Annotated in this window: 18 protein-coding genes; 6 read left to right on the forward strand and 12 right to left on the reverse strand. The window is 67.1% G+C overall.

Annotation, left to right across the window (positions count from 1 at the left end; genetic code table 11):
* Positions 1-79: 79 nt before the first annotated feature.
* The 3 genes from LFT45_RS05540 to LFT45_RS05550 all read right to left on the reverse strand — a co-directional run bounded on the left by LFT45_RS05540 (position 80) and on the right by LFT45_RS05550 (position 4,192).
* Complete coding sequence (locus tag LFT45_RS05540) at positions 80-2,200, reverse strand: DUF222 domain-containing protein (protein ID WP_236807312.1); 2,121 nt, start codon at positions 2,198-2,200, stop codon at positions 80-82.
* A 142-nt stretch (positions 2,201-2,342) separates the two neighbouring features.
* On the reverse strand, positions 2,343-3,203 hold the full coding sequence (locus LFT45_RS05545; RefSeq protein ID WP_236807319.1) for an SDR family oxidoreductase: 861 nt from the start codon (positions 3,201-3,203) through the stop codon (positions 2,343-2,345).
* A gap of 8 nt (positions 3,204-3,211) precedes the next feature.
* On the reverse strand, positions 3,212-4,192 hold the full coding sequence (locus LFT45_RS05550) for an MSMEG_6728 family protein (protein ID WP_236807320.1): 981 nt from the start codon (positions 4,190-4,192) through the stop codon (positions 3,212-3,214).
* 166 nt (positions 4,193-4,358) lie between these two features.
* On the opposite strand from LFT45_RS05550, the gene LFT45_RS05555 reads away from it, so the two are divergent.
* Positions 4,359-4,985, forward strand: coding sequence for a hypothetical protein (locus LFT45_RS05555; RefSeq protein ID WP_236807322.1), 627 nt, complete (start codon positions 4,359-4,361; stop codon positions 4,983-4,985).
* Between the two features lie 256 nt (positions 4,986-5,241).
* On the opposite strand, the gene LFT45_RS05560 is transcribed toward LFT45_RS05555, so the two are convergent.
* On the reverse strand, positions 5,242-5,937 hold the full coding sequence (locus tag LFT45_RS05560; RefSeq protein ID WP_236807324.1) for a LysM peptidoglycan-binding domain-containing protein: 696 nt from the start codon (positions 5,935-5,937) through the stop codon (positions 5,242-5,244).
* Between the two features lie 298 nt (positions 5,938-6,235).
* Positions 6,236-8,881 (reverse strand): excinuclease ABC subunit UvrA, encoded by a 2,646-nt coding sequence (locus LFT45_RS05565; protein ID WP_236807326.1) that lies wholly within the window; start codon positions 8,879-8,881, stop codon positions 6,236-6,238.
* 203 nt (positions 8,882-9,084) lie between these two features.
* Here LFT45_RS05565 and LFT45_RS05570 point away from each other — a divergent pair, with 203 nt between their 5' ends.
* Positions 9,085-10,053: an adenosine deaminase gene (locus tag LFT45_RS05570; protein WP_236809004.1), complete on the forward strand. Its 969-nt coding sequence runs from the start codon at positions 9,085-9,087 to the stop codon at positions 10,051-10,053.
* A gap of 13 nt (positions 10,054-10,066) precedes the next feature.
* Here the strand turns inward: LFT45_RS05570 and LFT45_RS05575 are convergent, their stop codons facing one another.
* From LFT45_RS05575 to LFT45_RS05590, 4 genes are all read right to left on the reverse strand, one after another.
* Positions 10,067-10,714, reverse strand: a complete 648-nt coding sequence (locus tag LFT45_RS05575; RefSeq protein WP_236807328.1) for a hypothetical protein — start codon at positions 10,712-10,714, stop codon at positions 10,067-10,069.
* 82 nt (positions 10,715-10,796) lie between these two features.
* Positions 10,797-11,513: a CPBP family intramembrane glutamic endopeptidase gene (locus LFT45_RS05580; RefSeq protein WP_236807330.1), complete on the reverse strand. Its 717-nt coding sequence runs from the start codon at positions 11,511-11,513 to the stop codon at positions 10,797-10,799.
* Between the two features lie 344 nt (positions 11,514-11,857).
* On the reverse strand, positions 11,858-12,832 hold the full coding sequence (locus LFT45_RS05585) for an aldo/keto reductase (protein ID WP_236807332.1): 975 nt from the start codon (positions 12,830-12,832) through the stop codon (positions 11,858-11,860).
* A 230-nt stretch (positions 12,833-13,062) separates the two neighbouring features.
* Positions 13,063-13,956 (reverse strand): glucose 1-dehydrogenase, encoded by an 894-nt coding sequence (locus LFT45_RS05590; protein WP_236807333.1) that lies wholly within the window; start codon positions 13,954-13,956, stop codon positions 13,063-13,065.
* A gap of 340 nt (positions 13,957-14,296) precedes the next feature.
* On the opposite strand from LFT45_RS05590, the gene LFT45_RS05595 reads away from it, so the two are divergent.
* Positions 14,297-14,596 carry a DUF2630 family protein gene (locus LFT45_RS05595; RefSeq protein ID WP_236807334.1) on the forward strand — a complete coding sequence of 100 codons (300 nt, stop codon included), beginning with the start codon at positions 14,297-14,299 and terminating at the stop codon, positions 14,594-14,596.
* Between the two features lie 211 nt (positions 14,597-14,807).
* Here the strand turns inward: LFT45_RS05595 and LFT45_RS05600 are convergent, their stop codons facing one another.
* Positions 14,808-15,107: a hypothetical protein gene (locus tag LFT45_RS05600; protein WP_236807335.1), complete on the reverse strand. Its 300-nt coding sequence runs from the start codon at positions 15,105-15,107 to the stop codon at positions 14,808-14,810.
* A 247-nt stretch (positions 15,108-15,354) separates the two neighbouring features.
* On the opposite strand from LFT45_RS05600, the gene LFT45_RS05605 reads away from it, so the two are divergent.
* On the forward strand, positions 15,355-16,218 hold the full coding sequence (locus tag LFT45_RS05605) for a pullulanase X25 domain-containing protein (RefSeq protein ID WP_236807336.1): 864 nt from the start codon (positions 15,355-15,357) through the stop codon (positions 16,216-16,218).
* Between the two features lie 271 nt (positions 16,219-16,489).
* Here the strand turns inward: LFT45_RS05605 and LFT45_RS05610 are convergent, their stop codons facing one another.
* On the reverse strand, positions 16,490-16,678 hold the full coding sequence (locus tag LFT45_RS05610) for a hypothetical protein (RefSeq protein WP_236807337.1): 189 nt from the start codon (positions 16,676-16,678) through the stop codon (positions 16,490-16,492).
* A 55-nt stretch (positions 16,679-16,733) separates the two neighbouring features.
* Here LFT45_RS05610 and LFT45_RS05615 point away from each other — a divergent pair, with 55 nt between their 5' ends.
* Together LFT45_RS05615 and LFT45_RS05620 are read left to right on the forward strand one after the other, a co-directional pair.
* On the forward strand, positions 16,734-17,240 hold the full coding sequence (locus LFT45_RS05615) for a hypothetical protein (RefSeq protein ID WP_236807338.1): 507 nt from the start codon (positions 16,734-16,736) through the stop codon (positions 17,238-17,240).
* Positions 17,241-17,285: 45 nt separating this feature from the next.
* Positions 17,286-17,588 (forward strand): acylphosphatase, encoded by a 303-nt coding sequence (locus tag LFT45_RS05620; protein WP_111902885.1) that lies wholly within the window; start codon positions 17,286-17,288, stop codon positions 17,586-17,588.
* On the opposite strand, the gene LFT45_RS05625 is transcribed toward LFT45_RS05620, so the two are convergent.
* Positions 17,573-21,349 (reverse strand): TM0106 family RecB-like putative nuclease, encoded by a 3,777-nt coding sequence (locus LFT45_RS05625; RefSeq protein ID WP_236807339.1) that lies wholly within the window; start codon positions 21,347-21,349, stop codon positions 17,573-17,575. The genes LFT45_RS05620 and LFT45_RS05625 overlap by 16 nt on opposite strands.
* Positions 21,350-21,450: the final 101 nt, after the last annotated feature.

Below are 21,450 nucleotides of genomic sequence, written 5' to 3' on the forward strand. Positions count from 1 at the left end.
GGAAGCGCCTGGTCCCGATTTGAGGGGCCAGGCGCTTTCGTTTTTGGGTCCGAATAGTGCACCCAATCACTACCGGCGCTCACCGAATGCCACGTGGACACGGGCGCGCGTCTGCCGTCACTTCATGTTTTGTGGTGGTGGTGTTTTGTCGGGGTTGTTGGCGGGGGTCGATGTGTGGTGGCGGGATGAACCATGGGATTCCGTTTTTGACGTGGATTTTCCACAGTTCTTTGTGGATTAGATGGTGGTGGTGGGTGCAGAGGAGGACGCCGTTGTCGGTGCTGGTGGTTCCGCCTTGTGACCAGTAGGTGATGTGGTGGGCTTCGCACCAGGATGCGGGGATGGTGCAGTTGGGGAAGGCGCAGCCTTGGTCTCGGGCGTTGAGGGCTTTGCGGATGTGGGGCGGGAAGACGCGGGTGGTGCGGCCGATGTCGAGGATGCGTCCTTGCGAGCCGAGGAGGACTGGGATGATGTCGGCGTCGCAGGCGATTTTGCGGATGGTGGAGGCGGTGACGGGGCCGGTGTAGGTGAAGGTCCCGCTGCCGGTGGGGCCGACAGGCGCGGTGGCGGCCCAGTTGATGCCAGGGAGGGTGGTGACGGGAGGCCAGGTGCCGGTGCCCGCCAGCGGTTCTGGTTCGCTGGTCGGCCAGATGTCGGGGCTGGTGCCCGCCAGCGGTTCGGGATCGTTGCTCTGCCGGGTATCCGGCGCGGGCTGGGGTTTCTTGGTCTGCCAGGTGTCGTCTGTTGGCCGGGCGTTGTCCGTGGGCTGGGTGCCGGGGTGGTTTCCGTTCGGAGCGTAGCGCGGGCCGTGGGCGGCGGTGGTTTTGATGCTGTTGAGGAGGTCTTGGTAGCCGATGGTGACCATGACTTGGGGGCGGAGTCCTCCGGTGGTGGGCAGGGTGCCGGCGGCGAGGGCCGCCTTGGTCGCGCCGACGAGGCCGTCGAGGCGTTGTTGGGCGGGGGTGCGGCGGTCCAGGTCCGGTTCCGGGGCGGGGGCGTTGAAGGCCGTGTCGAGGTCGATGGCGGCGCTGTCAGTGTTGGTGGCGTCGCTGTTGGTGGTGTCGGGGGTGGTGGTGCGGGGGTTGGTGGCGGTGTTCATGACGGTGGTGAGGACTTCGTATTGGTCGGTGGTGGCTCGGATTTCGAGGTGGTGCAGGCCGCCGCGTTTGTGGTGGATGAAGACGCCTTGGCGGTGGCGGAGGTTTTCTTCGGACGGTTCGGTGCCGTCCTGGTCGAGGGCGTCGATGCAGCGGTGGGCGATGCGGGTGAGGAAGTCGTGGTCGTTTTCGATCGCGGTTTGGGTGAGGGTGTGTTCCATGTGGGCGATCGCGTCGGGGTCGGGGATGTGGCGGACTTTGTCCAGGGCGGTGGTGATGATGGTTGCGGCGCGGGAGGAGATGGTTCCGGCGGTGAGGGCGGCGGCGGTTTCTTCGCAGGCGGGCGGCATGGGCCGGCCGGCGAGTCCGGTGCGGGGGAGTGTGGCGTCGGCGAGGGCGAGTCGGCGGCGTGCTTCGGAGGAGCTGATCCGTAGCCGGGTGCGGAGGAACTCGGCGGTGTTCCGGGACCCGTCATCGGCCGGGGACCAGGTGGCCGCCGCGCGGACCGGAACCGACTGGGCCGTAATGGCAGCCGAAGCCGGGGTCTTGGCGGGGGCGTCGACGGCGGCAGTTGTGGTGCTGCCGGAGGCAGCAGCTGCGGTGGATACGGCCGTGACGGCGGAGGGCTGAGCTCCGGGCGCCGTGGCGGCTTCGGGTTCATTGCCCCAGCCCGTGGTCCAGCCGGCCGCTCGGCTGGCCTTCTCTGCGGCGTTGATCGCCTCCGTGCGCGTCCGCTCCACGGCCGCGGCAGCCTGGAGCTGAAGGTACTCGACGCGGCGGGAGAGTTCCTCGGTGAGCTCCGCGAAATCAGCGGCGTCCTGGAAGCTCCCCGCGGCGAGTTCCGCCGGCGCCGAACTCGTCGCCTTGTCCAGCAGCGCCAGGGACGCCTTCAAGTCAGGCGTTGCCAGCCGTGACGCCGGTACGGCGGCTGCGAAGCCGGCGGCAGCCACGTCGTCGGACGCGTCCTCAGTAGAGGCGTCAGAAACGGAACCGATGGCGGGAACGCAGCGAAGCCCGGGGCCGCGGATCAGAGCAGCGGCGCTGAAGCCGGAGACGTTCGCCCCGGCTGCGGTATCCGCTCGATCTTCCCCAATGGCTTCCATAGGAAAACTATCTCAACGGGGTCTGACATTTTTAGGGGTGATCCGGGTCACTGTGGCCCATTAGTGAAAAGTTTTTGAAAAACTTTTGGACCCCCTCCCAAGCCAGCCGCTTCCGCCGCATCTCATCTCGCCACGCACGCAATTAGGGGTGGCGCACGCCCACTCCGGCAAGAATGTCGCGGTAACCCTCACGGAAGGTTGCGTACTTGAACGACAACCCTGTTTCCCGAAGCAGCGCGTTGCTGCACCGCTTGTTCCCACCGCGCGCTTCACCCACGTCCCCCGTGGGCGGGACGTCCAACCCCAACTCGGCCGCCAGAAAACGCAGGACGTCGCCCAATTCGGCCGGGTCGTTATCCACGCCGAGATAGACCGGCGACGGCACAGCACTCATGGTGCACAACTGCACAATGGCACCGGCGGCGTCGTCCCGGTGGATGCGGTTAGTGAAGCGAGACTGGTTCGGGATGATGACCGAGCCTGTCCGCACCTGGTCGATGAGCCTGGTGCGGCCCGGACCGTAGATGCCGCCAAGCCTGAGCACGATGGCTGAGGTTCGGGTGCCATCGAGCCGCTTCAGCAGGAGCTCCTCTGCTTCGCGCATTATGCGGCCAGAAAATCCCCCGGGCTCCGGCGTCGTGTTTTCATCGATCCAGCCGCCTTCAGCGTCACCGTGGACGGCTGTGGAGGAGACGAAAAGGACGCGTTCGGGCGTCACGCGGTCGCGCTCAAGAGCGTCGAGCACATGCGTTACGCCGTTTAGGTACGCGCTTCGGTATGCCTCTTCCGTGGGCGCGTCAGCTGCCACAGCAATAACGACGGCGGCCGTGTCCGCCGGGACAGGCGGCAGTTCGGCGGTGCTCAGGTTCGCCGCGACGCCCTCGATCTCCGCCGGCAGCTTGCTCGGGGAACGGCGCCAGCCCACCACACGGTGCCCCGCTGCAGCGAACCGCAGGCCCGCCTCGGTGCCGAGGTCGCCGCAGCCGGCGAGAAGGATAGTCATCCGCGGACCTAGAGAGCCGGAACGGGGAAGAAGACGCGGGGGTCCTGCAGCAGCGCCGGGTAGTCGAACTCTGACCGGTCGATGATGTCGGTGACCTGGAAATTGCGGCCGAAGCGCCCGTCGTCGAGCGTGATCGGACGGCCTACGACCATTCCGACGGCGAACTTGCTGCCGCCGTCGAACGGGACGGCCACCGGCGATTTTCCGGGAAGCGTGGAGAAGGCTGCCTCCTGGCGCTGCCGCTTGCGAGACGGCTTCTTGACCAGCGGCTTGGCCGGAGCCTTCTTGGCCACCTTGGCCGGCCGGCGCGACGTTTCCTCCGCGTAGACGAACTGGTAGTCCTCGCCGGATTCCCCGGCGGCTCCGGAGCCACCCGAACCGCCGGAGGCATCGGAACCACCGGAACCGTCGCCGGCCGCCGAAGCGGCGCCAGCAGCCGCCCGCCCCACGGCCGGAAGCCCAACCTTGTCCAGTCGCTCGGGGTCGCCGTGGCCGACGTGCTCGCGAAGGATCCAAAGAACCTCGCCCTCGGGATCCTCCGGCAGGAACTCGTGCCTGGGTTCCGGCCAGACGTACTCCAGGCCGTGCTCGGTGCCGGGGAAGACCTCTTCGTAGAACCGCGGGTCCTTGCGGATCAGGTTGGACCGGTGACTCATGTGCAACTCGGGGTCGCCGAGCCACGGCGGAAGCAGGATCTTGGCCGCGTAGTCAGGGTGCGCAGCCTGCGGGGCAAACTCGCGGATGTTGTCCCGGGTGTTGTCGGCGAAACCGCGCTTGGTCCATTCGTCAACCATGGCCAGGCCGTACATGGTGAGCGCGGGAACGTGCCCCATCCACATACGGATGGCGGGGTGTGACTGCCATCCGTATTCCGGGATGACCAGCGCGCGGAGTGTCTGCAGCGCTTCTACGCGCTGTTTGCCCAGCCGGGGCGTGTCCAGCGCGGCCGCGCTTTGCCGGAAATCAGGATAGGGAAGGAAGGTTTGCATCCCTTCAGTCTGCCGTCCTTGGCGCCATGTGCCAATTGAAGTGCCGGGCAGCACAGTCAGCCGCCAAAATGGACAGTCGGGTGTTCACAATGTGGACCTGTGCATACGAAAGGTTGATTGAACCACTAAGATATCCGAAACCTCAACAGCGTCTGGAAGCCTACTCATGACTCTTACGTCCCCCGCGCCCCTGTCCTCCGCCCCCGCGGAAGCAAATTCACACGCGTCACAGGAGCCTCAGCTGTTCGTTCCGAAGTACGGCCAAATGCTGGGCGCCGACGCGAACGGGATCCTCGTTCTGGACGAGTTTACGCTTGATCCGGCCGCTGCGCGCAAGGACCAGCACCGTTTCCGCACTGCGCTTGCTTCCGTTGCGCTGACCCTGCGCCGTCTGGTGGCCCTGCGCGTCTTCATTGCGGTGGTGGCCGTCGCCAACCTGCCGCTCTTCCTGATGTCGACGGGCTGGTGGATCTATGCCGTCTCGCTGGCTCTGGTCATCGGCGTTCACGCTGCCGTGAACTGGCTGAACAAGCACGAGCCGCGCGTCAAGCAGCGCCACGAGCTCGAACTGCACCTGCACCGCGAACGCAGCGACAACTACCGCAAGGTGCGCGACGCTGTGAAGTTCGTCGTCGACAGCCCCTCCCGCGTCAACGAGCACCTCTACCTTGAGTTGCTGCACGCCAAGCGGGTAGCGCTGCACCTCGCGTCGGGTACTGTCGCCCTCCTCGACACCAGCGACGACGCCGCCTGGAAGGTGCGCATCGTCCGCGAACTCCCTGCTGCGGCCTAAGGCCGAAATAGTGACGCTTCCAGCCGTCACGCTATAGGCAATTAATCACGACGCCGGGCGTCCCCACTCAGGGGGCGCCCGGCGTCGCTGTTGGTGGAACCGTACGAAACGAAACCGGTCGTCCCCCCGAAACGGGGGCGCCCGGCGTCGAGCTTGGAGGAGGCCTACAAAAACGAAACCGGACGGCCCCCCGAAAGGGACCGCCCGGCGTCGAGCTTTGAGATGCAGTGCCCGCTAAGCGGGCCGACCAGCCAGATTAGGCGGGCAGCTGCAGGATCTGGCCCACAAACACCAGGTTCGGGTTGCTGATGGTGTCGGTGTTGGCGTCAGCGAGGTGCTGCCAGCCGCCTTGGATGCCGAGCTTCTGAGCGATCTTGCTCAGGGTGTCGCCTTCCTGGACCGTGTAGGTCTGGCCGCTCACGGCCACGGCGGCAGCATGGCGGGCCTCGGCTGGTGCCTGGACCGGAACCTCGGCGGCCACCGGGGCCTGTGCCACGGGAGCCGTCTGGACCGGAGCCTGGACCGGAACGGCCTGCACGGGTGCGGCCTGAACCGGCGCGCTCTGGGGCAGGATCTGCGGTGCAGGAGCGCCACCGCCGCCGTTCAGGCCCAGCTTGGCGGAGCAGGCGGGCCATGCGCCCCAGCCCTGGGTAGCCTGGACCTTTTCGGCCACGGCGATCTGCTGCGCGCGGGAGGCGCCCTGGGGGGAGCCGGTTCCGCCGAAGGCGGCCCAGGTCTGAGGGGTGAACTGCAGGCCGCCGGAGAAGCCATTGCCGGTGTTGGTGGACCAGTTGCCGCCACTCTCGCACTGGGCGAGGGCGTCCCAGGTGGACGCGCTGGCGGTGGGCGCGGCTGCGTTGGCGGCCGTGGCGGAGAGCGCCAGGGTTGCTGCGGAAACGGCGGCCAGGGTGACTCCACGGCGCGCGGCAGTACTGAGTGTCGACTTTTTCATTATTGGGATGCTCCTGAGGCCACCCGCGCTCGGTCCGTCCCCGGACGTTGTCGCGCTACTGCCCGCCCCTGACGAACTAGAGGTCATTTCGGTGTCCGCCGGCCGGGCAGTAACTGGTGGTGGCGGCACCGGGCATTCATGGGCCCGCGTCGCGCGGGCATGTGCCCCAGCCTAGAGGGGTTGCTCGCCGTTATCAAATCGAGACCTTTATTGACAGTCAAGCAGTTTCAGGGCACACCAATCCGGCAATGGGAGGGCCCAAGCCCATCGGAACCGGGGACGCGGACGCAGGGGGCTGTTACCTCGCGGACGGGGAGTTCAGGGCGGAAGCCAGGTACGGCGCCGTCCGGCTGTCCGGTGAAGCGGCGACGGTGGCGGGCGTTCCCGAGGCAACGATCTCTCCGCCGGCGTCCCCGCCGGCCGGTCCGAGATCGATTACCCAGTCTGCTTCCGCCACCACGTCCATTTCGTGCTCCACCACGACTACCGTGTTTCCCGTGTCCACAAGGCGCTGCAGCTGGGCCATGAGGAGCCGGACGTCCGCCGGATGCAGCCCGGTGGTGGGCTCGTCCAGCAGGTACAACGTGTGGCCGCGGCGTGCGCGCTGCAGCTCTGTGGCGAGTTTGATGCGCTGGGCCTCTCCGCCGGAGAGTTCGGTGGCAGGCTGTCCGAGCCGCAGGTAGCCCAGTCCGACTTCGCGGAGCGTCTGCAGGCTGCGGGCAGCCGCTGGAACGTCCTGCAGGAAGTCCGCGGCGGCGTCCACGGTCATGCCCAGGACGTCGGCCACAGTCTTGCCGCGGTAGGTGATTTCCAGGGTTTCAGGGTTGTAGCGCGAGCCGTCGCATTCCGGGCAGGGGCCGTAACTGCCGGGCAGGAAGAGCAGTTCGACGGCGACGAATCCTTCACCCTGGCAGGTCTCGCACCGCCCGCCCGCCACGTTGAAGGAGAACCGTCCGGCCCCGTATTTGCGCGCCCGAGCTTGGTCCGTGGCTGCGAACTCCTTGCGCACAGCGTCGAAGAGCCCGGTGTAGGCGGCCAGGTTGGACCGGGGCGTACGGCCGATCGGTTTCTGGTCCACCGTCACCAGCCGGTCCACGTGGTGCAGGCCGGTCACGGTACCTACGCTCAGCGGGGCGCCGGGGTCGCCGCCTAGGGGCTGGTCCTCGTCGGCGCCCGATAGCCCAACGCCAGCGGCGTCTGCGCCCTCGCCGTTGCCGTGCAGTTCGGATCCGACCACTTCGGCCAGGACATGGCTGATCAGCGTCGACTTGCCCGAGCCGGACACCCCGGTGACCGCCGTCAGGACCTGCAACGGGAACGCCGCGTCGAGGCCGCGCAGGTTGTGGCGGGAGATGTCCTTCAGTTCCAGCCAAGCACCAGGCTCCCGACGGCGGCCGGTACCGTCGCTGCTGTCAGGCGCGCCGCCGTCGTAAGCACCGCCGTCGTGAGCACTGCCGCTGGAACCGTCCGGAACGAGGAACGGGCGCGTAACGGAAGCCTCGACGGCTGCGAGGCCGGCCACCGGCCCGCTGTACAGGACTTCGCCGCCGCCCTCTCCTGCCCGCGGCCCCACGTCCACGAGCCAGTCGGCACGGCGCACAATATCCATGTTGTGCTCCACCACGAACACCGAGTTGCCCGAGGACTTGAGCTGCTCCAGTACCGCCAGGAGGGGCTCGGCGTCCGCCGGGTGCAGCCCGGCAGAGGGTTCGTCCAGCACATAGACCACACCGAACAGCCCCGAGCGGAGCTGGGTGGCGATCCGGAGGCGCTGCATTTCGCCGGGGGAGAGGGTGGGCGTGGAGCGGCCCAGGGCAAGGTAGCCGAGCCCCAGATCCAGCAGGACCGTGATCCGCTGGAGGAGGTCACGCGTGATGGCCACGGCCACCTCGTTGCCTTCGCCGGAGGACAGCTTGCGGGAGGCGGTTCCGGCATCCTTCAGCTCGGTCGTCGGGCGGATGATGTCCGCCAGTTCGGCCATCGGCACCGCGTTGAGGTCGGCGATGGTCCTGCCTGCGAACGTGACGGCCAGGGCCTCCGGCGTGAGTCCGCTGCCGCTGCACCGCCGGCAGGGGCCGGTTTCCATGAAGCGGAGCACCCGTTCGCGCATTGTGTTGCTCTTGGAATCGGCCAGGGTGTGCAGCACGTGGCTCTTGGCGCTCCAGAACTTGCCCTTGTACGGCTTGGCCACGCGGTCGCGCTGGGGCATGATTTCCACCACCGGCTGCTCCTCCGTGAAGAGGATCCAGTCGCGGTCCTTCCGGGGCAGCTCCCGCCACGGCGTATCGACGTCGTAGCCCAGATGGGTGAGGATATCGCGCAGGTTCTTGCCCTGCCATGCCGTCGGCCATGCGGCGATTGCACCCTCCCGGATGCTCAGCGACGGGTCCGGAACCAGGGACGCTTCGGTGACGGTGTGTGCCACGCCGAGGCCGTGGCACACGGGGCATGCCCCCGCGGCCGTGTTGGGCGAGAAGGCGTCCGAGTCCAGCGGGCTGGCACCGGCCGGATAACTGCCGGCACGCGAGAAAAGCATACGGAGCGAGTTGGACAGCGTGGTCACCGTTCCCGCGGTGGAACGGCTGCTGGGGGTGCCGCGGCGCTGTTGAAGCGCGACGGCGGGAGGCAGCCCCGTGATCATCTCCACCTTGGGATTGTGGCCCTGCTGGATGAGGCGGCGGGCGTACGGCGCCACGGACTCGAAGTACCGGCGCTGGGCTTCGGCGTAGATGGTCCCGAATGCCAGGGAGGACTTGCCAGACCCCGAGACGCCGGTGAAGGCGACGATCGCGTCGCGTGGGACGGCGACGTCAACGTTGCGAAGGTTGTTCTCGCGGGCGCCGCGCACCCGGACAAAGCCGTCAGCAGAATGGTGGGCACCGGTGCCGGCTTCCAGGCTCCAGTCCAGATCGGCCAAGGGGTCAGCATACTCTTCAGTCCGCATCTGTTCGACTCTACGGGCATAGCCCGTCCGGGGACTATTCTGCAGGGGTGAACACTTACGACACCGCCGCTGAACCTGTCGATCCCACTGCGTTTTCAGGTCAAGCTGCGCCTTCAGCCCAAACTGCACCTTCAGAGCAAACGGGGCCCTCAGCAGAAACTGCGCCTGCAGCTGAAGAGGAGCTGGTGGCACCCCCGTCGCCGATGCCTTTGGCGGAGCTCCACCTGCACATCGAGGGGACGCTGGAGCCGGAACTGATCTTTGCGCTTGCTGAACGGAACGGGCTCGAACTGCCGTACGCGGACCTGGATGAGCTGCGCAGCCGGTATGAGTTCACAGACCTACAGTCGTTCCTCGACCTGTACTACGCCAACATGGCCGTGCTGCGGACCGAGCAGGACTTCGCGGACATGACCCGGGCCTACCTGGAGCGCGCTGCGGCGGCCGGGGTGCGGCACGCGGAAATCATGATGGATCCGCAGGCGCACCTCTCGCGCGGCGTCGCCCTGGAGACGTGCGTGAACGGCGTGGCCTCGGTCCTCGCCACATCGGAGGAGGAGTTCGGCATCTCGACGCTGCTGATCGCCGCCTTCCTGCGGGACCTGTCCGAGGACTCGGCGCTGGAAGTCTTGGAGGGGCTGTTGGCGATGAACGCGCCCATCGCCGGCGTCGGCTTGGATTCCGCAGAGGTGGGCAACCCGCCGTCGAAATTCACGCGGCTATTTGCCCGGGCCGGCGAAGCAGGCCTGCGGAAGATTGCCCACGCGGGGGAGGAGGGCCCGCCGTCGTACATCGTGGAGGCGCTGGACGTCCTGGGCGTGGAGCGGATCGACCACGGGATCCGGTGTATGGAGGACCCGGACCTCGTGGAGCGGTTGGTCAATGACCGTGTGCCGCTGACGGTCTGCCCGCTGTCGAACGTCCGGCTCCGCGCGGTGGACATGCTGGCCGCGCACCCGCTGCCGGCGATGCTCGCTGCCGGGCTCAACGTCTGCGTGAACTCGGACGATCCGGCGTACTTCGGTGGTTATGTGGACAGCAACTTCGCCCAGCTCGAGTCGGTCCTGGGCTTGTCCGAATTCGACCGGGTCAGGCTCGCGGCGAACTCGATCAGGTCCTCGTTCGCAAGTGAGGAGCGGAAACACGAGCTGCTGGCCGAGCTGTCGGGCTAAGGTCCGCGCCGGGTTACGGCTCGGGCGTGACGTTCGACGTCTGGCCGCCGATTGCCGGGTCACGGGCAGCCGCTGCCCGGGCGCCCGTCCGGATGATCCACCAGCCCAGGGCCGCCATGACCAGCCCGATGGGGATCCCGTAAGGCGGCAGCCCTGCGTTGTAACCGAGGAACCCCGCGGCCACGAACGCGATGCCGATCCACGCGGGGAACATGCCTGAGCGCCAGCCGGCGATGCCAAAAAACATCCAGCCCAGGGCGAAGAGTATGTAGCTGGACAGCGCGCCGACGGCCAGCATTCCGGACCCTCCGGCGAGGATTGCGCCCGGGGCGACGTCGGTAATCCAGGGGCCGGCGAAGCCGTCGAACCACATGTTGCCGGCCATGTCCAGGGTGCCCGCAAGTGCGAAGCAGAAGCCGACGGCGCCCAGTCCGCCGGCCCGGTCGGCGACCCGGAAGTAGACGCACACCAGAGCGAGCGTGAGCGGGACGAACGCCACCCAGTACAGGGCGTTCGTGACCTGGAAAGGCGTCTGGCTCATCATCTCGATCCGGTCGAGGCTCCTGTCGGCGGCGAGCAGGCGGGCCACGTCCACGGCGGCGAAGACGAGGCCGGACACGAGGGCGATGGGCCCGGCGGCTCTGGCCAGCGGTGAGGACATTGTTTCCTCCTGGGGATGGGAATGGCGGGTTCTAATTCGGAGCACCGGCGCCGACCGCCCGGTGCCGGCCACCCGCCGTCGTTCACGTGGGACGCATTTCGAGCGGGAAACGCCCGACGGCGGTGGCCGAGCGGGGTGCCCTGCGCCAGGCTTGGCGGTCCAGCACCACGGTGGCCAGCACCGCGAGCACAACGATGAGGAAGTAGACCAGCTCGGCGCGGCCGGCGTCGGCGGCGGTGAAGCCGAAGGAACCCACGGTGAGGGTGCCCTGGCTGTTGTGGAACAGAAGTGTCAGGAGGACGCTGCCGCCGGTGCGGTTGAAAAGCCACACGTAGAGGAAGGTGATGGCGAACGTCGTCGGCAGGCCGATGGGGCTCAAACCGATGAAGAGGACCAGCGGCAGGTGCCACAGCGTCACGAGCACGCCGAGGATCGCCGCGGACAGCAGCGGTGGACGGGATGCCTGGAGCAGGGGGAGGGCGTAGCCACGGAAGCCGGGTTCCTCGCCGAGTGCCCCGTCCAGCGGATTCACCAGGCGCACGGCGAACACGGTAAGCAGGCCGGTCCACGTCAGCTGTGCGAGGCCCGGAGCAGCGGCGCCGAGTGCCATGGTGATGAAGCCCGTGACCAGGACGAAAACCACGGGGAGCAGAATCGCGACGGCATACCAGATCCACCCGATGCGCCACCGGATCAGCCGCCGTCCCCAGGCGCGGAAGCCGGGGCGTCCCTCGGCCAGGGCGATGACGATGAGCGCCGCGGCAAGCGGACCCACGGAGAGGAACTCCATGCGTGACATCAGCCCGGCCGCGTAGACAGGCCACGAGGCCCAGGAAATTGCGTAGGCCAGGACAAAGAATGCCAGAGCCTGTGGTGTTGTGGCCAGCCCATCCGACGGCGCATGTCGGCTCCAAAGAGTTTCTGCAGGTGCACCAATTGTGCGCTCCTTCTGCGCTGGCGCGCTAGCAGGCGTTGCATCGCTGCGTCGCGCTAGTCCGGAGCGGGCTGGGTGCTGGCAGGCACCTTCCATAGGGAATCAAGAAGGGCGCGACGGGGTCTTCGTCACCCCGGAGAAGCTGCGCGTCGTTTTTGTCCCAGGGCCAGCGGCTGCCCTCGGGCCGTGGCCAAGTGCCGGCCGGGATTCTAGGTGTCTATCGAGTTCATGTGCGGGTAACGCGCCCCTGCGGCAGCGCCCGCCGGAGCAAGCTCATCAAGGCGGGCAAGGTCCTCCGCTGAAAGCTCGACGTCGGCCGCGCCCAGGTTCTCGGCCAGGCGTTCGCGCTTCTTCGTGCCGGGAATGGGCACGATGTGCTCGCCCTGCGCGAGCAGCCAGGCCAGGGCGAGCTGCGCCGGACTGCACTGCTTCTCATCGGCGAGTTCCTTGACCCGGTCCACAAGTTGCAGGTTCCGGGTGAAGTTTTCGCCCTGGAAGCGGGGAGAGTGCCGCCGGAAGTCATCGGCAGCAAAATCGTCGGGGCTGCGCAGCTGGCCGGTGAGGAAGCCCCGGCCCAGGGGGCTGTAGGGCACAAAGCCGATTCCCAGTTCCGCCAGCACGGGGAAGACCTTCGTCTCCGGCTCCCGCTCCCAGAGGGAATACTCGGTCTGCAGCGCAGTGATCGGATGAACGGCGTGCGCCCTGCGGATGGTCTCAGCGCTCGCTTCGGACAGCCCCAGATGGCGGACTTTGCCGGCCTCGACGAGCTCGGCCATGGCTCCGACCGTGTCCTCGATCGGGACCGTCTTGTCCACCCGGTGCTGGTAGTAGAGGTCGATGTGGTCCACGCCGAGCCGCTGCAGGCTGGCGTCGCAGGCGGAGCGGACGTACTCGGGGCGGCCGTTGATGCCCACCCAGGAACCGTCCTCCCGCCGCTCGTTGCCGAACTTCGTGGCCAGGACCACGTCGGAGCGCCGGTCCGCGATGGCCCTGCCGACCAGCTGCTCGTTGGTGAACGGGCCGTACATGTCAGCGGTGTCCAGCAGGGTTCCACCGGCGTCCAGGAAGGCGTGGATGGTGGCGATGGACTCGCTGTCGTTGCCGGTCCCGTAGAACTCGCTCATGCCCATGCAGCCGAGGCCGAGGCTGGAGACGGAAAGTGAACCAAGCGTGCGGGATTCCATGGGGCTCTCCTCAGGTAGGTTGCGGGAGTGGCTCAGGGAGGTGTGGTGTAGTCGCCACTATAAGTCGACCTGCGGCATTTATGCTCCACTTTCGTGGCGCCGAAACGCCGCCGACCCCGGGTGTACCGCATGCTGACGCGGTTTCCCGGTGACCGGCGGCGATGTTGTTTCCGAAAGTGGTGCAGAAATGCGGGGTGCTGCGCGGATTTTCGGCGCCCCGGCAACAACAGCTACGGCGAGGGGGTGCCGCCGTTGACGTTCAGGGTCTCGCCGACCACGAAACTCGACTCCGCCGAGGCCAGGAACACGTAGGCGGGGGCGAGTTCGGCGGGCTGCCCGGCGCGTCCCAGGGGGGTGTCCTTGCCGAACTCGGGAAGGGCTTCCTTGGGCTGGCCGCTGCTGACCTGCAGGGGAGTCCAGATCGGCCCGGGAGCCACGGCGTTCACCCGGATTCCCTTCGGCGCCAGCTGCTGTGCCAGTCCCTTGGTGAAGTTGTTGATGCTCGCCTTCGTGGTGGCGTAGTCGAGGAGGGTGGGCGACGGGTTGTAGGCCTGGATCGACGTCGTGTTGATGATCGTCGAGCCCGCGGGAAGGTGCGGCACCGCGGCCCTGGTGAGCCAGAACATGGCGTACACGTTGGTCTTCTGCGTGTGGTCGAACTGTTCGTCGGTGATGTCGCCGATGTCCTCCTGCGCCACCTGCTTGCCGGCGTTGTTCACGAGGAGGTCCAGTCCGCCCAGTTCCTGCAGTGCGGTGTCCACCAGCTTCTGGCAGGTAGCGGGGTCCTTGAGGTCGCCCGGGACTTTCACGGCCTTGCGGCCGGCCTTCTCGATCAGGTTCGCGATTTTCGCGGCGTCTTCCTCCTCCTCGGGAAGGTAAGAGAGCACGACGTCGGCCCCTTCCCGGGCGAACGCGATCGCCGTCGCTGCGCCGATGCCGGAGTCCGCACCCGTGACGATTGCCTTCCTGCCGTCGAGGCGGCCCGTGCCGCGGTAGGTGTCCTCGCCCAGGTCGGCCTTGGGTTCTAGCTTGGCGTCCAGGCCGGGCTCGGGCTGGTGCTGCTTGGGCGGCTCGATGTGCTCGTAAGCGGTGACAGGGTTCTTGAAGGTGTACTGGTCGGTCATGGTTCTCCTCCGTGGTGGTGTTGAACGCGGACAGGATCATCTTGGTCCGGCGGTGCTGGCATCGTAGGAATGCTAAGCATGCTTACCGTCCACCCTAACGAGACTGCGGCGGTGCCGCCAGTGGCAGTTGGCGAACTGTTCGAGGCGACCTGTTCGAGGTGGGCCACTCGGGGCAGGCCGCTTGGTGGTTGCTCAGGGCGGGCTGTGGAGAAGGGTTGATGGCCGCCCCTTCCGCGTTCTGCATCGCCTGAATAGGCTGGCAGTCCCAGCCTTGGCGAACGGTCGCCGGTGGCGGTCCCCAGAAGTAGATCCGGTACGCAGTTACGAAGGAGTGTAGGCGATGGACAACCAGGATATTCTGCAGCGCATCCAGGCGCTGGTTGACGAAGAGCATCAGCTCCGCGATCCTGCGGCGTCGGGTCCCGCCAGCGGCTCCGGCGGGGGTGGCTCCGGGGAAGATGCTTCCGACGAGGGTGTGGCTGAGCGGGATGAGCGCCGGGCCCGGCTGCGCCAGGTGGAAGAGGCTCTGGACCAGTGCTGGGATTTGCTGCGCCAGCGGCGGGCTAAGTCGAAGGCGGGCGAGGACCCCAACGAGGCGGATGCTCGTCCCGTCAATGAGGTGGAAGGCTATGTGCAGTAGCAAGCGGCCGGCCCCGTAAAGGTCGGCCAGCGGCAGTCGGGGGCCGGCCGGTCCAGTAAGAGGCCTGCGGGCAGTAAGCTCCACCCGCACGGAAGGGCGGCCGCCGTTAGCAGCCGCCCTTCCGCGTTGCTGGAACGTGTTATTGCTGGTGCGTTATCGCCGAAACGTTATTGCCGGTGCGCTGTTACCGCACGGCAGCCCGTGCCGGCGCTTACTGTTCCTGCCCGCTGTGCAGTCCATCGTCGCTGCTGTCTGCGGAAGCCGAGTCGCCGGTGTCGTCGGAGAGGTCCATGTTGCCGCGGGCTTCCTCCATGGTCGGGCCGCCGGACGGGACGCTGTAGCGCTCCGGGCGAATGCCGTGCGACTGCTCCTCGATCAGCGCCTGCTCCTCGCTGAAGCGGATGACGTTGGCGTCATCACCGGCGTCGCCGGGAACGTCCTCGCGGAGCTTTGAAGGGTCCGGAACGATAAAGCCGTCTGCCTTGCTGCTGTGTTCACTCACTGAACTCATCCCTTCCGTTTGTTGCCTCGGCCTACATGGTAAGCCTACTTTCTATTGCCGACGCCGGGAAATGGCCCGGGAAGCGGCTCAGGAAGGTGGCCCCCCGCAGGCCGGCGAAAAGCGAGATTTCGGCCTCAGTTGCGGTGTAATCTCCGTCATAGTCGGTCACGACACACAATGTTTACCCACCAAAGTCGCCATAATTGCCCACCTCTTGGCAAACTACTGGGGGAACAATCGCTCTGTAAGGGGAACCATGCGCAAGACTGCCGCCGAAAACACCAACATCCGCCTCAAGGCCGTGCTGGACGTTCTGGCAGAGGGGGTGTTGTCCGGTGACTCGCAGAACGCCGGCGCCGTGCTGGCTGAAGCGCTCGTACGCGTGCCGCTGAACGCCTACGAAGCTGAACTGCTCAGCGGCGGCATTCCCCGCGGCCACAAGTCGCTGACCACCGCCACGTCCAAGCTGGTCAAGGCCGGCTGGCTCGTCAAGGGACGCTCCGGCTGGACTATCACCGAGGACGGGCAGCGCGCGACGGTCGCCTTCCCGGACGCAGCCAGCTTCTCGGCAGCGCTCGACGCCGGTACTCCGGTCCCTGTCGGCACGCCCCTTCCGGTGGCCGCACCTGCCAAGCCGGCAGCCGCGGAGGCAGCCCCGGCAGAGGCCGAGAAGGCCCCGTCCAAGGCAGCGAAGGTTGTCGACAAGGCCGCCAAGCTGATCGAGGACGCAGTCGCTCCCGTCGCCAAGGCTGTGCGCAAGAAGGCAGAGGCCGACGCCGAGGCGCAGGCTCCCGCCGTCGAAAACTCCACGGAAACCATCGAGCAGCCTGCAGCGGTGGCCGTGGCTGGCGACTTCAACACCCTGCTGGGAGCCCCGGAGAACTGGGCGCCGCAGTACGACGAAGCGCAGATGAAGCTGGACGAGCTGGACCAGCTGTGGAAGATTTCGGCTGAGATCCCGGCCGGCTACTACAACTTCAAGATCGCCCTCAACCGTTCCTGGGATGAGAACTACGGTGCGTTTGGCGCATTCGATGGTGCCAACCACGAACTGCACCACTCCGGCGGCCAGCTCACCATTCGCTACAACCACCGGACGCGGGACATCACCGTCAACTGATCCCGTCCGGCCGAAGCCCCGCTCCAGCGCATGCTGCGGCGGGGCTTCGTCGTTCCCGGCCCGCCGGTCGAGCTGGTCAAGACCAGGGTGACTCTGGTCCGCTGGTCGGGCTTGTCGAGACCAACGGGAGTCACTTCGTTCGCGGTGCCTTCGGAGCCGGTTCGTTATTGACGGCAACACTTTGGACGCGGTGCCCTCGAACGTCTTCCCCAGTCGATGGAGACACGCCCAGAATGGTGAGCACGTTCGCAACTCAAGGAGGAGCTTTGCGCTATTCAGGGACTTTGTCCGGGGCCGCGGTGTTGGCCGCCGTCGTCGCGCTGGCCGGCTGCGGGGCGCCTGCCTCGCCCGGCGGAGGGTCTGCGGCACCCACAACGTCAGCCTCTTCCTCTGCCACGGCCTCCGCAACGGGAAGCGGGACTGCGACGGCGAGCGACAGCCCCGCGTCTGCCACTGCCACGCCATCCGCAACGCTGCCTGAGGGCTGGAAGACCTTTACGACGTCGGACGGCAAGTTGAGCTTCGATCTTCCGTCCGAGTGGACCATCAAGGATCCGGCCGGACAGACGCCGCAGGGCGGCGGCGTGTTCGTGGAGGTCCGGAACCCGGCTGGCAAGTCGATGGCCACGCTGCGCACCAACATGGTGGTGGGGGCCGAGTGCACCAAGAAGCAGCCGTACGGCATGTACGACTCGGAACCGCTCCCGGCACTGAAGCAGTCCGGCAGCACGCCAAGGTTCACATTCGAGTCGCGGCACGACCATGCGGCGACCGACCCCGCCAAGATGACGATCCTGGCCTACGGCATCACCTCGGCGCCGGAGCCGACCGGGCCCACGGCCTGCCCGATAGCCCATTTCTTCACGTGGCCGCCCAGCGGGGCGATGTTCGGCGGGGTCTACGACCCGTTCGACACCACCCCGGGAAATCCGCCCAACGTGGACACGCCTGAGGCGTACATGGAAACGCCCGAATACAAGAACCTCCGCGCCATGATCACCTCGCTCCGCCCGGCGGGATAGCGCCGAGCCTGTTGAGACCAAGGCCGCCGGCGCTACATTGGTTCCATGACTGACTCGAACGCAGCCGACCCGGACAGCGTCCGCCTCACCGCGCGGGTCACCGGCATGGTCCAAGGCGTCGGCTTCCGGTACTGGACCGCGCGCAAGGCCGATGAGCTGGGGCTGACCGGCTCAGTCAGGAACGACGACGACGGTTCGGTTGCCGTCGTCGCCGAGGGCCCGCAGCCGGACATCGTCGAATTCAGGCGCTGGCTCGGATCGTCCCACGCACCGGGGAGGGTGGCGCATGTCGACGAAAAGGTTTCCCCGGCTGAAGGCGGATTCGGGAGCTTTCAGGTTGTCAGCTGAGTCTGCCCCGGGCTGAGACCCAGGAAGGCCCCGAGCTCCTCGAGCGCGAACGGCCGTGACGGCATATAATTCGTGAGCTCAGGGGAGCGGACGATCACCGCCCGCCATTGACCACGGGACACAGCCACGTTGATCCGGTTGCGGTTGAGCAGGAATTCGGCGCCGCGCGGTGCCTCGGCAATGGCCGAACATGCCATGGACACGAGCACCACTGGAGCCTCCTGGCCCTGGAACTTGTCCACCGTGCCCACCCGCACCTCGGACAGGCCCTCATGGTCCAGGGCCTGCCGGACGGCCTGCACCTGGGCGTTGTACGCAGCCACCACCAGGATGTCCCTGGCTTCCAGCCGCCGGATCGGCTCGTCCTTGCCGGGCGTCCACTTGAGCCCGATATGCTCGCGCGCCAGTCCGACGATCGCTGCCGCCTCTTCCGCAGAGCTTGTGGTGTTGCCGGCATGCGGCACCAGAACGGTTTCCACGCCCGGAGGTAGCCCGTCGAGGTGGCGCAGGGATGCCGCCGGTGCGGATTCCAGTTTGCCGTCGTAACTGAGCACCGACACCTTGCGGCAGAGCTCAGGATGCATCCGCCAGGAATCGGCGAGGAAGTAGCCCCGCTCGGCAGGCATCGTGGCGTGCCCGGCTGACAGCCACCCGAGCGCGGACTCGTCGACCGGCTCAGGATGCGATCCCTGGGTGACCTGGGGAAGCTGCTGTGGGTCGCCGAGCAGCAGGAGCCGCTTCGCGGACCGGGCCACGGCCAGCGTGTTGGCCAGCGAATACTGGCCGGCCTCGTCAATGACCAGCAGATCCAGGGATCGTGCCGGTACGCATTTGCTCGTCATGGTCCAGGCGGTTCCGCCAACCAGGCAACCGCCGTCCGCGTCCAGGAGCCGCGCGATGTCCTCGTCGGCGACGCAGGTCCATGGGACGTCGTGCGGTTGGGACAGTTTCTTGGCCACCACGGCGTGATCCACCCCGGCCTTCTCGATTGCCGTGCAGAGCATGTTCTCGACGACGGCGTGCGACTGGGCGACCACGCCCACCTTCCAGCCGGCCTGCACCAGTCGGGCGATGACGTGGGAGCCGACGAACGTCTTGCCCGTTCCCGGAGGACCCTGCACCGCGACGTAGGACCCGTCGAGGTGTTCCAGCGCCCGGGTAATCGCAGACACGTAATCCGCTTTGCCCTCCGCATCGTTGCCAACTGCAGGCAGATTCCGGATGCCGGCCAGCCTGGGTGCTGTCCGGCGCAGGATGTCCACGCCGGGATGCTTGGGAAGTTCCGGCAGCGAGGAGCCGACGAGCTGCGCGAGTTCCGCCAAAGCGGCTTCGATGCTGACGGTGGGAATGGGACGGTCGTCCGTCAGCGCCATGGGCAGCTGGAAGTACGGGGGCACCGCTTTCTTGGATTTCTCCGTGATGGTGATGACGGTCCGGCCGGGCTGATCGGGATGGTCCTCGACGGCTTCCACGAGCGTGCCGAAAATGCCGTCCCGGGAGGGCGGCATGGTGGCTTCCTGGCGTGCTTCAGCAGCACCTGCAGGCTGGCCTGCTGCCACCCGCCGCGGGGTCCGCCCGCCGTCGACCTCCCCGAGGCCGTCGGGCAGGGGGTCCTCGAACATCCTGAACCAGGTGGAACCCGGCTTGAACTCCGAACCCTCGCTCATGATGCCGGTGAGCCGCAGGGTGCGGGATTCAGTCCGGGCGCGAGCGGTGGGCGGCGCCCAGTCCGACACGACCTCAGCCGATTCGACGATGAACACGTTGCGCTGGTCCCGCCACCTGTCGACCTCGGATTCGAGCCGGTCGAAATGCCCCCACCAGAACTGTTTGCGCTCCCGCCGGTGGTACCCGGTAGCCGCCGCGACCAGTGCCACGGCCTGCTCGTCCGGCGTCAGCCCGCGGTGCTCCGGAATGGCGTCTAGGAAGGCACGCAGACCCGCTTCCTCCTGTGACGGTTCAGCGTCCGGGACTGCATCCGACGGCGTCTGGGAACCGGAGGCTTCCAGGGCGCCGGCTTCCGCAGGAGCACTGATCTCCGCCAAAGCACTGATCTCCGTCAAAGCACTGATGTCCGGCTGAGCAGCGGGTGCCCCACCGCCACGCAGTTGCAGCAGCCAGTCCCGCAGGCGCAGCGTGGAAAGGCAGTCGTACTGGTTGTAGTCAGAAATGGAGGCCAGGATGGCAGCCGCCTCCTCCTGCGTCTCGGGTCCGGCATCGCGCGCTTCGCAGTAGGCCGCGTATGCCACCACCGAAGCGCCGGCGTCCTTGACGTCCCCGGAGCGCAGGTTGTCTCCCATGTACAGGGGCTCGAGCTTCTTGATGGAGTACGAGGCCTCGGAGATGCGGAGTGAGTGCCGGACGGTCGCATACAGGTCCACGAGGAGCCCGCCGCGCAGCCACGAATCCACCACGTCCTCGCCGGCGACATGGTTCAGTGAAAGATTGCGCAGGGCTGTTTTTTCGTAGGGCGCATAGTGGTAGACGTGCATGTCCGGGTACCGGGCCCGGCGTTCCTCCACGTAGGCGAGGAAGTCCAGGAACGCCTGCCGTTCATCGGCGCGCGAGTGGGCCCAGAACGGCCGGAACAACGGCTCCTGGCCCGGCGGATCAGTGGGCCGCGGAGCCTCAATCACACCGAACAGGTACTCCAGGCCCCATCGGTCCGCGGGATCCTGCCAGAGGGGGTCGCCCTCGAAGTCGAAGAAGATGTCGCCGTCACTCGGGGCAGGAATCCCGGCCAACGCGTTGTCTGGCAGCACCTTGTAGGTAACGGTGTGCGGCCGGCCCTCCTTCACGAAGGTGCGTGAACCGTCCTCAACCTCACGGCCGGTCTGCATCCTGGCCTGGTCGCGCAGCCGCCGGCGCGGCCCGGTAGCCAGGTGCAGAGGCAGGTCGGCGAGGGCGTCGATGGTAGTGATGCCGTCCGCAACCAGCTTCTTCCGCTGGACGGAGGTCATGCCTGCCACCATCAGCAGGTCCCGGTGCTGGGTCACCTGCTCGGCGCAGTAGTCGCACCTGCCGCAGTAGGTGACCCCGGGCTGCTGCCACGCCACTTGAGCCTCGGCGTGGCGGTGCGCGGCCGTGAGGTCACGGAACCGCGCCCGGCGCTCGCGGTACACGGGCAGCAGGTCCGCCAGCGAGTGGGAACTGCGTTCCATGTTGCCCAGCACCAGGGTGACGCGCGGGGCGGGTTCGAGTCCAAGACTGATCAGTTGGTCGCCGTACGCAGCAAGCTGCAGCAGGGCACCGACCTTGGCATGCCGCGCGAGCTTGGTGTCCCAGACCGCATACCGCGGGGCACCACTGTCTCCGCCAGGCACGTCAGAACCAGGCGAGGCGGCCCCCTCCCGCACCAGGAAGTCCGCATAGCCGAGGAATTCGCCGTCGAAGAAGGTGGCCTGGAAGACGACGTCGGCGCCGGTGCGGAGGGCGGCGGCGGTTTCCCGGGCCTTGTTCGCCAGGTCGGCACGGTCCGTGGTTCCACGCTCGACGCAGTAAACGCCGGTGCCGCGCGCCGGATCCCACGGGCCATGCTCGTCGATGAGGGAGGCGAGCACCTTGTGCTCATGGAGATCGCCGAGTTTGCCCGCCCGGGCCTGCATCTCGTCCGGGGGGAAGTCAGCCTTGGGGGAGCGGCCCAGCTTCTCGTCCAGGATCCGCAGCGTGCGGTACTCGCACTCACTGGCGGCCACGAGGTCGCTGGCTGAGAACACCAGATCAGCTGGCGCTCCCGGCGTGGTCGGGTGGAGCAGGAACATGGGGCCTCCCCATTGGCAGCCTCGCTCCGGGACGGTTCCCGGTGCACTGATTTGAATCTAGCAAGAGGCTATGACAATCAAACCGCACCGGGAGCTTTGCT

The sequence above is a fragment of the Arthrobacter sp. FW305-BF8 genome (genome assembly GCF_021789315.1).
In the GTDB taxonomy this organism is placed as follows: domain Bacteria; phylum Actinomycetota; class Actinomycetes; order Actinomycetales; family Micrococcaceae; genus Arthrobacter.

Coding starts and splice junctions, on each gene's coding strand:
- LFT45_RS05540 (WP_236807312.1), bottom strand. CDS start 2,200: ATGGAAGCCATTGGGGAAGATCGAGCGGATACCGCAGCCGGGGCGAAC.
- LFT45_RS05545 (WP_236807319.1), bottom strand. CDS start 3,203: ATGACTATCCTTCTCGCCGGCTGCGGCGACCTCGGCACCGAGGCGGGC.
- LFT45_RS05550 (WP_236807320.1), bottom strand. CDS start 4,192: ATGCAAACCTTCCTTCCCTATCCTGATTTCCGGCAAAGCGCGGCCGCG.
- LFT45_RS05555 (WP_236807322.1), top strand. CDS start 4,359: ATGACTCTTACGTCCCCCGCGCCCCTGTCCTCCGCCCCCGCGGAAGCA.
- LFT45_RS05560 (WP_236807324.1), bottom strand. CDS start 5,937: ATGAAAAAGTCGACACTCAGTACTGCCGCGCGCCGTGGAGTCACCCTG.
- LFT45_RS05565 (WP_236807326.1), bottom strand. CDS start 8,881: ATGCGGACTGAAGAGTATGCTGACCCCTTGGCCGATCTGGACTGGAGC.
- LFT45_RS05570 (WP_236809004.1), top strand. CDS start 9,085: ATGCCTTTGGCGGAGCTCCACCTGCACATCGAGGGGACGCTGGAGCCG.
- LFT45_RS05575 (WP_236807328.1), bottom strand. CDS start 10,714: ATGTCCTCACCGCTGGCCAGAGCCGCCGGGCCCATCGCCCTCGTGTCC.
- LFT45_RS05580 (WP_236807330.1), bottom strand. CDS start 11,513: ATGTCACGCATGGAGTTCCTCTCCGTGGGTCCGCTTGCCGCGGCGCTC.
- LFT45_RS05585 (WP_236807332.1), bottom strand. CDS start 12,832: ATGGAATCCCGCACGCTTGGTTCACTTTCCGTCTCCAGCCTCGGCCTC.
- LFT45_RS05590 (WP_236807333.1), bottom strand. CDS start 13,956: ATGACCGACCAGTACACCTTCAAGAACCCTGTCACCGCTTACGAGCAC.
- LFT45_RS05595 (WP_236807334.1), top strand. CDS start 14,297: ATGGACAACCAGGATATTCTGCAGCGCATCCAGGCGCTGGTTGACGAA.
- LFT45_RS05600 (WP_236807335.1), bottom strand. CDS start 15,107: ATGAGTTCAGTGAGTGAACACAGCAGCAAGGCAGACGGCTTTATCGTT.
- LFT45_RS05605 (WP_236807336.1), top strand. CDS start 15,355: ATGCGCAAGACTGCCGCCGAAAACACCAACATCCGCCTCAAGGCCGTG.
- LFT45_RS05620 (WP_111902885.1), top strand. CDS start 17,286: ATGACTGACTCGAACGCAGCCGACCCGGACAGCGTCCGCCTCACCGCG.
- LFT45_RS05625 (WP_236807339.1), bottom strand. CDS start 21,349: ATGTTCCTGCTCCACCCGACCACGCCGGGAGCGCCAGCTGATCTGGTG.